This window comes from Curtobacterium sp. Arg-1, from assembly GCF_025643395.1.
Taxonomy (GTDB): domain Bacteria; phylum Actinomycetota; class Actinomycetes; order Actinomycetales; family Microbacteriaceae; genus Curtobacterium; species Curtobacterium poinsettiae.
In genome coordinates, this window is the sequence record NZ_CP095731.1 from 960028 (window position 1) to 971976 (window position 11949).

The 11949-nt window shown below is 71.2% G+C and carries 9 protein-coding genes and 3 pseudogenes; 7 read left to right on the forward strand and 5 right to left on the reverse strand.

Translation table 11 applies throughout. From position 1 onward, the window contains the following. The first annotated feature begins 108 nt into the window (after positions 1-108). The 4 genes and pseudogenes from MXD64_RS04640 to MXD64_RS04655 all read left to right on the forward strand — a co-directional run bounded on the left by MXD64_RS04640 (position 109) and on the right by MXD64_RS04655 (position 4175). Positions 109-1152, forward strand: coding sequence for a glycosyltransferase family 2 protein (locus MXD64_RS04640; RefSeq protein WP_263137188.1), 1044 nt, complete (start codon positions 109-111; stop codon positions 1150-1152). 4 nt (positions 1153-1156) lie between these two features. After that, entirely contained in the window at positions 1157-1978 is an 822-nt protein-coding gene (locus MXD64_RS04645; RefSeq protein ID WP_042539193.1) for a CDP-alcohol phosphatidyltransferase family protein, read from the forward strand. A gap of 44 nt (positions 1979-2022) precedes the next feature. Next, a pseudogene (locus MXD64_RS04650) lies at positions 2023-2899 on the forward strand (glycosyltransferase family 2 protein). A 43-nt stretch (positions 2900-2942) separates the two neighbouring features. Beyond that, entirely contained in the window at positions 2943-4175 is a 1233-nt protein-coding gene (locus tag MXD64_RS04655) for a CDP-glycerol glycerophosphotransferase family protein (RefSeq protein WP_071251166.1), read from the forward strand. Positions 4176-4222: 47 nt separating this feature from the next. Here the strand turns inward: MXD64_RS04655 and MXD64_RS04660 are convergent, their stop codons facing one another. From MXD64_RS04660 to MXD64_RS04675, 4 genes and pseudogenes are all read right to left on the reverse strand, one after another. After that, the gene (locus MXD64_RS04660) at positions 4223-4525 is read right to left on the reverse strand and encodes a hypothetical protein (protein WP_017887022.1); all 303 of its coding nucleotides are present in this window, start codon (positions 4523-4525) and stop codon (positions 4223-4225) included. Positions 4526-4641: 116 nt separating this feature from the next. After that, on the reverse strand, positions 4642-5412 hold the full coding sequence (locus tag MXD64_RS04665; RefSeq protein ID WP_017887021.1) for an ABC transporter ATP-binding protein: 771 nt from the start codon (positions 5410-5412) through the stop codon (positions 4642-4644). Then, positions 5412-6236, reverse strand: coding sequence for an ABC transporter permease (locus MXD64_RS04670; protein WP_017887020.1), 825 nt, complete (start codon positions 6234-6236; stop codon positions 5412-5414). Before MXD64_RS04670 ends, MXD64_RS04665 begins: the two co-directional genes overlap by 1 nt. 44 nt (positions 6237-6280) lie before the next feature. Then, positions 6281-6977 (reverse strand): annotated as a pseudogene (locus tag MXD64_RS04675) (NTP transferase domain-containing protein). A 297-nt stretch (positions 6978-7274) separates the two neighbouring features. On the opposite strand from MXD64_RS04675, the gene MXD64_RS04680 reads away from it, so the two are divergent. The 3 genes from MXD64_RS04680 to MXD64_RS04690 all read left to right on the forward strand — a co-directional run bounded on the left by MXD64_RS04680 (position 7275) and on the right by MXD64_RS04690 (position 10462). After that, positions 7275-8549: an ABC transporter ATP-binding protein gene (locus MXD64_RS04680; RefSeq protein WP_263137189.1), complete on the forward strand. Its 1275-nt coding sequence runs from the start codon at positions 7275-7277 to the stop codon at positions 8547-8549. Then, a complete protein-coding gene (locus MXD64_RS04685; RefSeq protein WP_017887017.1) occupies positions 8525-10096 on the forward strand; it encodes a hypothetical protein in 1572 nt (523 codons plus the stop codon). Before MXD64_RS04680 ends, MXD64_RS04685 begins: the two co-directional genes overlap by 25 nt. Before the next feature lie 105 nt (positions 10097-10201). Next, positions 10202-10462, forward strand: coding sequence for a DUF3039 domain-containing protein (locus MXD64_RS04690; protein ID WP_017887016.1), 261 nt, complete (start codon positions 10202-10204; stop codon positions 10460-10462). Positions 10463-10651: 189 nt separating this feature from the next. On the opposite strand, the pseudogene MXD64_RS04695 reads toward MXD64_RS04690, so the two are convergent. Then, a pseudogene (locus tag MXD64_RS04695) lies at positions 10652-11944 on the reverse strand (nicotinate phosphoribosyltransferase); the annotation flags it as partial. Between the last annotated feature and the right edge of the window lie 5 nt (positions 11945-11949).

An 11949-nucleotide genomic window follows, 5' to 3' on the forward strand; every position in this document is an offset into this window, starting at 1 on the left:
GCGCCGACGCAGGTGAGCGGTTCGGCCTCTTGATAGGCTCATGGTCGCTCTGCGGGGCGGCACCGCTCCGGTGCGTCCCGTGCCGCCAGCCAGCACCCCGAGGTACGCATGCAGTCAGACGGACAGCCCCTGCCGGGCGTCTCGTACGTGATGCCCGTGCTCAACGAGGTCACCGAGGTCCGGTCCGCCGTGGGCAGTCTGCTCGACCAGGACTACACGGGCCCGTTCGAGGTCATCCTCGCGCTCGGACCGTCGATCGACGGCACGAACGAGCTCGTCGCCGAGATGAGCGCAGCCGACCCGCGGATCCGCGCGATCGACAACCCGATCGGCTCGACGCCCGCCGGGCTGAACGTCGCGATCCGGGCGTCCGTGCACCCCGTCGTCATCCGTGTCGACGCGCACTCGGTCCTGCCCACCGACTACACGCGCATCGCGGTGCGCACGCTCCTGGACTCCGGTGCGGACAACGTCGGCGGGATCATGCGCGCCGAGGGCCGGACCCCCTTCGAACGGGCCGTCGCGCTGGCCTACGGCAGTCGCGTCGGCTTGGGTGGCACGCCGCACCACGTCGGCGGCACCGCCGGCCCGGCCGAGACCGCCTACCTCGGGGTGTTCCGACGGGAGCGGCTGTTCGACGTCGGACTCTTCGACGAGGGCATCAAGCGCGGACAGGACTGGGAGCTCAACCGGCGGCTGCGGCAGACCGGCGGGACCGTCTGGTTCACGCCGGAGCTCGTCGTCACGTACCGCCCGCGGCCGAGCCTGAAGCGCCTGGTGCGGCAGTTCGTCGCCACCGGTCTCTGGCGCGGCGAGCTCGCCCGTCGGTTCCCGGCGAACAACGGGCTGCGGTACTTCGTGCCGCCGGCCATGGTCGCGGCGATGGCCCTGGGCATCGTCGCCGGGCTCGTCGGCATCGTCGGCGCCGCGCTGGCCACCCCGCTCGCCTGGGCGCTGCTCGGGTTCGTGGTGCCCGTCGTCTACCTGCTCTTCGTCGTGCTCGGGTCGGTCGCGGTGGCGCGCCGTTCCGGGTTGCCGACGCTCCTCTGGCTGCTCGTCGTGCTGCCCTGCATCCACGTGGGATGGGGGCTCGGGTTCATCATCGGGTTCCTGACCCGCACGTCCGAGCTGACCACCCACACGGGACGGTGACCGAATGACCGACCAGCCCACGACCGGCCGCGGATCCGCACGGCCGACCTCGATCGCCGAACTCCGCGCCGTCGCCCAGCCGGACGAGGTCCGTGCGCGCGCCAACGCCGAGCACTGGACCGCATCGCTGTACCTGCGCGACGTCTCGCCGTACCTGACCTGGGTGCTCCTGAAGACCCGTGTCAGTGCGAACCAGGTCACCGGCCTGATGATCCTGGTCGGGTGGAGCGTCGCTGCCGCCCTGCTGATCCCGGGCATCTGGGGCGCGGCACTGGCGCTGGTGCTCGGCCAGCTGCAGATGCTCGTCGACTGCTCCGACGGTGAGGTCGCGCGGTGGCGTGGCACCAAGTCGCCCGCCGGTGTGTTCCTGGACAAGGTCGGGCACTACACGACCGAGGGGTTGATCCCGGTCGCGCTCGGCATCCGGGCCGCCACGTGGCCGATCCACGACGCGGACTGGATGTGGACCACGATCGGCTGCGCACTCGGCCTGGTCATCGTGCTGAACAAGGCCCTCAACGACATGGTGCACGTGGCCCGCGCGAACGCCGGGCTCGACAAGCTGGCCGACCGGCGGGACGCCTCCACCGCGCCGTCCGGCCGCAAGCTCGCCTCGCTCCGCCGACTGGCGAAGTTCCTGCCGTTCCACCGTCTGTACCACTCGGTCGAGCTGAGCATGCTCGCCTTCGTCTTCGCCCTGGTCGCCCTGGTGATCGGCGACCCGCTGGCCAGCCGGATCCTGGTCGGTGCACTGCTGCCGCTGGCCGTGCTCGCGACGGCCGGGCACTTCCTGGCGATCATCGCGTCGAAGCGGGTCAAGGCGTGACCGAGGGCACGACCGTCCCCGGCACCGGCCGTCGCCACGCGGTGGTGCACCGCGAACGACCGCGCGTCGCCGTCGTGAGCCTGTCGCAGGGCACCCGGCCGGACGACCTGCGCCGCGGTCTGGACAGTGTGCTCGCGCAGCAGGGTGTCGAGCTCGACGTCGTCTGCGTCGGCAACGGCTGGGCGCCGACCGGGCTGCCGGACGGCGTGCGCGCGCTGGCCCTGCCCGAGAACGTCGGGATCCCGGCGGGGCGGAACGCCGGGGCCGAGGCGGTCGACGGCGACTACGTGTTCTTCCTCGACGACGACGCATCCGTGCCGTCGCCGACGTTCCTGCGTGACGCGATCGCGCTGTTCGAGCACGACCCGTCGCTGGGCCTCGTGCAACCACGGGTCGTCGACCCCACGGGCGCCGCGAACCCGCGCCGGTGGGTGCCGCGCATCCGCAAGGGCGAACCGGACCACTCGTCGCCGGTCTTCTCGGTCTGGGAAGGCGCCGTCGTGCTGCCGATGGACGTGTACCGGGTCGTCGGTGGCTGGGGCGCCGAGTAGCTTCTACGCCCACGAGGGCATCGAGCTCGCCTGGCGCGTCTGGGACGCCGGGCGACGGACCTGGTACGCCGGGGACCTCGTCGCGCACCACCCCGCTATCAACCCGGCACGGCACGCCGAGTACTACCGGTTGAACGCCCGCAACCGGGTGTGGCTCGCTCGCCGGAACCTGCCGGCGGTGCTGCGGCCGCTGTACGTGGGGTCGTGGGCCGTGATCCAGGTCGCGCGTTGGTGGCGTCATCCCCGCCGGCTGGCCACCTGGTTCGGAGCGATCCGTGAAGGCTGGACGACCGACTGCGGACCGGCCCGCCCGATGGGCTGGCTCACAGTCGCACGGATGACCATCGCAGGGCGGCCACCGGTCGTCTGACCCGTCAGCCCCGTCCCGCCAGAGCAGACCCGGAAGAAGCACCATGTCGATCATCAGCGACCTACGGACCGCACTGCGGCTCGCCGAGCGACTCCTGACGTCACGCCGGAGCCGTCGTCAGCTCGCACAGCGACTGCCGTCCGCGCGGCAGCCGAAGCCCGGTTCGATCGAGATCGCCGTGTACTTCGCCGACGGCCCGGTCAACATGTACCAGGTGCGTCAGTGGTACGCACCGCTGGCCGAGCTCGCGAAGACGCACCCGGTGGCGATCATCTCGCGGAGCCCGGGGACCATGCTGACGCTGCTCGACGAGTCGCCCGTGCCCGCGGTCTACGCCCGGCAGGTGGTCGACCTCGAGCACTTCGTCGACACCCAGGCGCCGAAGGTGGTGCTGTACGTCAACCAGAACGCCCGCAACTTCCAGATGATGCGGTACGGGCGGATGTGGCACGTCTTCGTCAACCACGGCGAGAGCGACAAGATGTACATGACCACGAACCAGTTCAAGGCGTACGACTACGCCCTGGTCGCGGGCGATGCCGCGCGTGACCGACTGGCCGAGGCGCTGTGGGACTACGACCTGGACGCCCGGACGATCGCGATCGGACGCCCACAGGCCGACCACTTCGCCGGAGCGGCTCCGTACCCGGACGACGACCGGACCGTCGTGCTCTACGCCCCGACGTGGGAGGGCGACCGCGGCGCCGCGGCGTACGGGTCGATCGCGTCGCACGGCACGGTCATCGCGGACCAGGTGCTCGCGTCGCCCCGACACCGTCTGGTGTACCGCCCGCACCCGCGCAGCGGCGTGCTCGACCCGGCGTACCGCGCGGCGCACGAACGGATCGTCGCGGCGATCAGCGCCGCGAACACCGCCGACCCTGCGGCGCACCACCTGTACGACGACGGTGGTGACCTGGGCTGGCAGCTGGCGGACGCCGACGTGGCGATCACCGACATCAGCGCGATGATCTACGACCGGCTCGCGGTGGGCAAGCCGCTCATCGTCACGCGTCCGGTCTCGCCCGAGGCCGACGTCGACGAGCGTGGGTACCTGAGCGACGCGAACTGGTTGACCGCGGCCGACGCCACATCGGTGATCGCCCGCGTCGACGCCGCTGCGAGCGACGCCGAGGAGCTCGCACGTCTGCAGCACTGGGTCGCCCGGTACTTCGGCGACACGACGCCGGGCGCCGCCACGGAGCGGTTCCACGCCGCCGTGGAGTGGCTGCTGGAACGGTGGCGGACCGTCGCCGCCGAACGCGACGGGCGCTGACGCTCCGTCGTCACCCCGGATCTCCGGTGCCGGGTGCTCGGGCCGCGTCACGGCTGGAGGCCCGGCCCGACGAGCGACATCCGCCAGAGGTACTCGGAGCGGTCGGGTCGGCGCCACCGCACGATGACGACCCCGGTGTCCTCGGGGTCGGCACCGAAGACCGCCAGGGACAGCGAACGGCCCGGGTCGAGACGACGCACCGCGAGCGGTGGGCAGTAGCCGTTGCCCAGATGGGTGAGGGAGAGCCCGTCGACCGGCTCGGAGCCGGTGTTGACGAGGTCGTACCGGCGCGGTGCGTGCGATCGGTCGACGGCGAACGGGACGGCGTACGCGGTTGGTGGGTGGTGCATGGGGGGAACGCTAGGGGGAGGGTCCGACGGCGGGACCCCGGTTGCGGCCACGAGGACCGGGGGCTGTGGAGGGGGCCACCGGTGCGCGCGTTCGTGCGGGGGAGTACCCCGGCCGGTCAGGAGCCGTAGTCCGCCGCGTACCGGGCGAGCGCGGCCTCGATGGTGCCGTCGAGCTGCAGACGACCCTTGTCGAGGTAGAGCCCGCGATCGCAGAAACGACGGAGGTCCTTGTCGCTGTGGGAGACGAAGAACAGCGTCCGACCGCCGGCCAGGAGCTCCTCGATGCGCTTGTAGCACTTCTCGCGGAAGGCCTTGTCGCCCACGGCCAGGACCTCGTCGACCAGGATGACCGGTTCGTCGAGCCGGGAGATCACGGCGAACGCGATGCGGACCTTCATGCCGCTCGACAGGTGCTTGTACGGGGTGTCGACGAAGTCCGCGATCTCGGCGAACTCGATGATCTCGTCGAAGGCATCGCGGATCTCGGCCCGTGACATGCCGTGCAGACCGGCCGTCAGGTACACGTTGTCCCGGACCGTGAGGTCGCCGACGAACCCACCGGTGATCTCGATGAGCGGCGCGACGCCGGCGCCCACGTCGACGCGGCCCTCGTCGGGCAACATGACCTGGGCCACCAGCTTCAGCAGGGTCGACTTGCCCTGGCCGTTCCGTCCCACGACCCCGATCGCCTCGCCCGGGCGGACGTCGAACGACACGTTGCGCAGGGCCCAGAACTCGTCGGCGCGCTTGCGGCGTCCACGCCCGGCGAACAGGTCCTTGAAGTTCCGGCTCGCCCGACGGTTGCGTTTGAAGCAGATGCCGGCGCCGCGGACGGAGATGACCGGTGCGACGGTCTCGGTGCGCCGGGTCTGGTCGGTCGCGGTCATCACAGCTCCTTCAGCACGCGGTGCTCGCTGCGGCGGAACACCGCGAACCCGATCACGAGCACGATGCCGGTCACGACCACCGACGCGCAGACCTCGAGCCAGTCGAGCTGGCCCGGGAAGAACGCCGCACGGTACATGCCGAAGATGCCGGTGAGCGGGTTGACCGCGGCGATGTCGCGCAGTGCAGAGGGCAGCGCGTGGGTGCCGTAGATGATCGGGGACGCGTAGAACAGGAACCGCAGGACGAGCTTGGTGGCCCGCTCGAGGTCGCGGAAGAAGACCACGAGCGGCGCGACGATGAGCCCCAGGCCGTAGACCAGCGCGCACTGCAGCACGATCGCCAACGGGAAGAACACGACCTGCCAGTGCAGGTGCGCACCCGTCGCGATCGCGAAGGCCGCCAGGACCGGCAGGCTCAGCAGGAACTCGATGCCCTTCGACGCGTCGATCCGTGCCACCCAGATCGTGCGGGGGATGGTGGTGGAGCGGATGAGCTTCGATTCCTTGATGAACGCCCGGGTGGAGTCCGAGACCCCGCCGGTGAACCACATCCACGGCAGCAGCGCGGACAGCAGGAACACGATGTACGGATCTTCACCGACGGAACCGCGGTGGAAGACCTGCGTGAAGACGAACCAGTAGATCCCCGACATCACGAGCGGGTCGAGGATCGACCACACGTAGCCGAGCGCTGACGTCGAGTAGCGGACGCGGAGGTCGCGGACGGTCAGCAGCCAGAGGGCCTGACGATAGCGCCGACCGGCGCTCCGGGCGCTCGCAGGTGCGGCAGCCGCGGGCGCGGTCGGCGCACTCGCTGTGGTCACGGTTTCCCTTCGGGCGGAACCGCCGAGGGGTCCTGACGGGTGGTTCAGGCGAACAGGTTGTTCGCGCGCTCGAGGTCCTCGGCGAAGTCGATCTCGACCGCGTACAGGTCGGAGATGTCGATCGGCGTCCAGCGTAGCCCGTCCTCGGCGATGGCAGCTTCGATGCCGCCCTCGAAGCTACTCCTGGTCGTCGACGCGACCGAGCTGACGGATGAGGGCCTGCTTGTCGGCCGCGGAGACGTAGTTGATCCCGACGGCTTCGCCGAGACCCCCGACGACCTGCTTGGACAGCTTGTGGATGAAGCCCTCGGCGTCGACCGTGTACTTGACCTCTTCGTCGGAGACCTTGTCGGTGTTGACGCTGACGAAGGAACGGCCTTCGTCGATCATGTCGGCCGCGCGGACGAGCGCCATCGGGTCGAAGACCACGTCGCCGTTCATCCAGAGGACACCGCTCTTGCCGGTGGCCTTGAGCGCGCGCAGCAGGCTCTTCGAGGTGTTCGTGGAGTCGTACGACTCGTTGTAGACGAAGTTCGCTTCGGGGAAGGCCTCGACGATGTGCTCCGACTTGTAGCCGACGACGATCGTCACGCGGGCGCTCGAACCGAACGCGGCGCGGATGTTGTCGAACTGCTGCTGCATGATGGTGCGGCCGTCACTGAGCTCCGTGAGCGGCTTCGGCAGGCTGCGGCCGAGCCGGCTGCCCATCCCCGCTGCGAGGATCACGATCTGCGTGGTCATGCTGGTCCCTTCTGGTGTCCGCCCGCGCACCCTGGGGTACGGGCGGGCCTCGTCGAGTCTGCGCTTCCAACGTCCGAGTTGCCCGAGAACCGGTCGCGTCGACGTGGAAGTCGCTGCGAGGAGGCCGCCGGGATCGCCTGCTGGAGCAGGTTTCCAAGTGGTGAACACTCCTTCGTGCCCTGGTGAATGATACGGAAACACCCCCTCGCTGGGTACGGGTCGGCGCGCTTCGTACTCAATTCGTGACCCTGGCCGACTCGGTCCCCGCCGGTCGGAGAGCGTTGGTACGGTGGGTCGATGCCAGCGCGAGCAGAGAACGAGGACGTGTACGCCACGGCCGACGCTGCCTGGATGACCGAGGCGGGGGACGCCGACGACGCGGACACCGCCGCGGCTGCGGAGGACGCAGCAGACGACGACACGGGGGACACGGATGCGGACGACACCGCCACTGATGACGCGATGACCGGCGAGACGACGGTCACCCGCACCGGGGAGACGACGGGCGCCAGCACCGTCGAGACGACGGGCACCCGCGCCGACGGCGTGACGGACGCCCGCTCCGACGAGGCTCCGGGCCCGGCAGACGCCCCGACCCCGGCAGCCGCGCCGCGCCCCGCGAAGGCGCGCGGCGGCAAGGGACGCACCAAGCGCCCGACGAAGGCCGCCCCGCGGACCGAGGCCGAGCCTCCCGCGCCGACGGCCGCCGACGACGCGACGGGCGACGCCGACCAGGCGACCACCGCCGCTTCGCCCGCGGTGAAGAAGCGTGCACCCCGCGCCGCCGCGCCGAAGCAACCCCAGACGCTCCAGCCCGTGGTGCTCGCGGCGAGCGGCCTGGTGAAGCGGTACGGACAGACCCTGGCCGTCGACGAGGTGGACCTCGAGATCCGGCAGGGCTCGATCTTCGGCGTGGTCGGCCCGAACGGCGCCGGCAAGACGACGACCCTCTCGATGATCACCGGACTGCTGCGCCCCGACGCCGGCTCGGTGACCGTGCTCGACCACGACGTGTGGGCCGACCCCACGGCCGCGAAGCGGAGCCTCGGGGTCCTGCCGGACCGGCTCCGCCTGTTCGACCGGCTGACCGGTGCGCAGCTGCTGTACTACTCGGCCACGCTCCGCGGGCTCGATGGCACCACCGCCCGGAAGCGCAGCGCCGACCTCGCCGAGGCCTTCGGGCTGGGCGAGGCGCTCGGACGCCAGGTCGCCGACTACTCCGTCGGCATGGCGAAGAAGATCGCCCTGGCCGCGACCCTCATCCACTCACCGCGGGTGCTCGTGCTCGACGAGCCGTTCGAGTCGGTCGACCCGGTGAGCGCCGCGACGATCACGGACATCCTGCGCCGCTACACCCGGGGCGGCGGCACCGTGGTGCTGTCGAGCCACTCGATGGAGCTCGTGCAGCGCACCTGCGACTCGGTCGCCATCATCGTCGGCGGCAAGGTCCTGGCGTCCGGCACCATGGCCCAGGTCCGCGGCCGCAAGAGCCTCGAGGACAAGTTCGTCGAACTCGCCGGCGGTCGTGTCGTCGCAGAGAGCATGGAATGGTTGCACAGCTTCTCCGGCTGAGGGCGGACCTGCTCGCGGGCGAGGTCCGCGGCACCGCCCGCCGTTCCGTCGCCGTCGTGCTCGCCAGCCTCGTCGGTCTCCTCGCCGCCGTGTTCGTCGCGTCGCGGACGATCGCGCTCGGCGATGCCGACCCGGACGTCGCACGCGCCGTGGTCGTGCCCGTCGGCACCCTGATCGCCTTCGGGTTCACGGTCGTGCCACTCGTCGTCGGGCGGAGCGACCAGCTCGACCCGCGGCGCTTCGCCGTGTTCGGGATCGAGCGACGTCGCCTGGCGATCGGGCTCGTGGTCGCCGGACTCGTCGGCATCCCCGTCATCGGTGTGCTCGTCGTCGCGGCCGGTCAGGTCGTCGCCTGGGCCCGTGACCCCGGGCTCGGACTGCTCGCGGTCGTCGGTGGTCTGCTCGGCGTCGCGACCTGCGCGTTGCTGATCCGGGTGTGCTGCACCGTCGGTTCGCGGCTGATCGGCCCGGACCGCTCCCGGGACGCCGGGTGGCTGGTGGCCCTCGTCATCGTCGTCCTCTCGATCCCGACGGTGGCGCTGTTGCTGCGCGTCGAGTGGCTCGACCCGCAGGGCGCCGAGATGCAGCGCGTCGCGGACGTCGCCGGGTGGACCCCCTGGGGCGCCGCCTGGGCCGTGCCGGCCGAGGTCGCGAGCGGCCACGTCGGTGCCGGCCTCCTGAAGCTCCTGATCGCGGTCGTCGTCGTCGCACTCCTCGCGTGGGCGTGGTGGTCGCTCGTCGGCCGTGCCCTCGAGACCGTCGACGACCGACCCCGCACTCGCCGGTACCAGGGCCTCGGCTGGTTCGACCGCTTCGGGTCGGCCCCGGTGTCCGCCGTCGCCGCCCGGGCGCTCACCTACTGGGTGCGCGACCCGCGGTACCGCACGTCGTACCTGATCATCCTGCTCGTGCCGATCGTCGTGATCCCGCTCGGTGTCGCCGGGGTGCCGTGGCAGTGGACCGCGCTCGTGCCGCTGCCGCTGATGGCCCTCATCGCCGGGTTCCTGCCGCACAACGACGTCTCCTACGACAACACGGCCGTGTGGCTGCACGTCGCCTCCGGTGCGCCCGGGTGGAGCGATCGGCTCGGTCGCGTCGTGCCCGTGCTGGTCGTGGGAGCGCCCGCGATCGTCGCCGGCGCCGCGCTCTCCGCACGGCTGTTCGGCGACTGGGCGGCGTTCCCGCTGCTCATCGGTGTGAGTGCGAGTGCACTGCTGTCCGGCCTCGGGCTGTCGAGCGTCCTGTCGGTGCTGATGCCGTACCCGACGGTGCGCCCGGGCGATCACCCGTTCCAGCAGCCGCAGGCCGCCGGCGTCACGGCGACGGTGGCGCAGGCCTCCATGGTGATCGGCATCGTGCTCTGCACGGTCCCCGCCGCCTGTCTCGCGGTGCTCGCCGTCGTGCAGGGTCCGGAGCCGTGGTCGGTGCTGACGCTCCTGGTGGGCATCGGGGTCGGTGCCGTCGTGCTCGTCATCGGTGTCTCCGTCGGCGGACGCCTGTTCGACCGACGCGGCCCCGACCTGCTCGCCGCGGCACAGCGCAACTAGCGGCACGACGCAACCAGTGGCACAGCGCGACTAACGGCCCAGCGGCACAGCGCGACGAGCGGGACGGGCGGCGCGCCCGAGGGCGGACCGTCGTACCCTGGAGCCATGAGCATGACGGAACCAGGCGGCGGCCTCGACGTGATGGACCGGGAGCTCGAGAAGCTCCTCGAAGAAGAAGCGATCGAACCCGGTGACCACGAGCGGTTCTCGCACTACGTCAAGAAGGACAAGATCCTGCAGTCGGCCCTGTCCGGCAAGCCGGTCAAGGCCCTGTGCGGCAAGAAGTGGATCCCGGGCCGCGACCCGGAGAAGTTCCCGGTCTGCCCGGACTGCAAGGCGATCTACGAGAAGATGAAGTCCGAGTAGACGCGACCGACAGGCGGACAGGAGGCCCGTGGCGACGCCGCCACGGGCCTCCTGTCCGTCTGCCGCGTCCGCCGGCTGCGCATCGTGAGCAGAAGCGGTCGGGTCGCCGTCGGGCAGGCGACCATTCCTGCTCACCAAGCGGGGGACGCGACGCGACGCGACACGATGTGCGCGGCGCGCGCCGCGACGTCAGATCACGAGGGTCGGGATGGCGGGGTCGCCACGTCCGATGCGCGACGCGTCGGCGGGCAGTTCCGCCTTCGCGCGCTTGTGGTGCGCGCGTGCGGCCTCGACGCCCTGCGTGCCGAGGAACGCCGGGTCGACCTCGCCGCCGGTGACGACGGGGACGAGGAGCGGTCGCTCATCCGGACCGACCTGCGCTCCGGTGAGCACGACCTCGGCGGTGGCGACGCCGTTGCGGAGGCGTCGCCCCGCCTCCTTCCGGCCGCCGATCGACGCCTTGTCGGCCGACTTCTTGGCGACGGGGACCCAGTCACCGCCGTCGGCGTCCCGGTGTGCGACGAGCTTGAACACCATGCCGGCGGCGGGGTGCCCCGAGCCGGAGACCACCGAGGTCCCGACGCCGTACGAGTCCACCGGGGCGGCTCGGAGTGCGGCGATCGTGTACTCGTCGAGGTCGTTCGTCACCGTGATCTTCGTGCTCGTCGCGCCGAGCCGGTCGAGCTGTGCGCGCACCGCGGCGACGACCGACGGCAGGTCACCGCTGTCGATCCGGACGCCGCCGAGCTTGCCGTCGGTGAGCCGGACGGCGGTCTCCACGGCTGCCTCGATGTCGTAGGTGTCGACGAGCAGGGTCGTGGCGTTGCCGAGCGCGTCGAGCTGCGAGCGGAAGGCCTGCTCCTCGGAGTCGTGCAGCAGCGTGAAGGCGTGCGCGGCGGTGCCCATCGTCGGGATGCCCCAGGTGCGCCCGGCCTCGAGGTTGCTCGTCGCGCCGAACCCGGCGATGTACGCGGCACGGGCGGCGGCGACGGCGTTCCACTCGCCAGTGCGGCGGGAACCCATCTCGGCGAGCGGGCGGCCGTCTGCGGCGGAGACCATGCGGGCGGCGGCCGAGGCGATCGCGGAGTCCGCGTTGTAGATGCTCAGCGCGAGGGTCTCGAGCACGACTGCCTCGGCGAAGGTGCCCTCGATCTGCAGGATGGGGGAGTTCGGGAAGTACACCTCGCCCTCGCGGTACGCCCGGACGTCGCCGGTGAACCGGTAGTCGGCGAGCCACGCCGCGGTACCGGCGTCGATGACGCCGCGGTCGCGCAGGAACCCGATCTCCTCGTCGCCGAAGCGGAAGTCGCCGAGGGCGGTGAGGAAGCGTCCGAGGCCGGCCGCGACACCGTAGCGGCGGCCGTCCGGCAGCCGCCGGGCGAACACCTCGAAGACGCATCGCCGGTCGGCGGTCCCGTCCTTCAGGGCCGCGTCGACCATGGTGAGTTCGTACTGGTCCGTCAGGAGCGCGCTGGTCACGTCTCCGA

Coding starts and splice junctions, on each gene's coding strand:
- MXD64_RS04685 (WP_017887017.1), top strand. CDS start 8,525: ATGGTTGCACAGCTTCTCCGGCTGAGGGCGGACCTGCTCGCGGGCGAG.
- MXD64_RS04665 (WP_017887021.1), bottom strand. CDS start 5,412: ATGACCGCGACCGACCAGACCCGGCGCACCGAGACCGTCGCACCGGTC.
- MXD64_RS04655 (WP_071251166.1), top strand. CDS start 2,943: ATGTCGATCATCAGCGACCTACGGACCGCACTGCGGCTCGCCGAGCGA.
- MXD64_RS04690 (WP_017887016.1), top strand. CDS start 10,202: ATGAGCATGACGGAACCAGGCGGCGGCCTCGACGTGATGGACCGGGAG.
- MXD64_RS04645 (WP_042539193.1), top strand. CDS start 1,157: ATGACCGACCAGCCCACGACCGGCCGCGGATCCGCACGGCCGACCTCG.
- MXD64_RS04680 (WP_263137189.1), top strand. CDS start 7,275: ATGCCAGCGCGAGCAGAGAACGAGGACGTGTACGCCACGGCCGACGCT.
- MXD64_RS04640 (WP_263137188.1), top strand. CDS start 109: ATGCAGTCAGACGGACAGCCCCTGCCGGGCGTCTCGTACGTGATGCCC.
- MXD64_RS04660 (WP_017887022.1), bottom strand. CDS start 4,525: ATGCACCACCCACCAACCGCGTACGCCGTCCCGTTCGCCGTCGACCGA.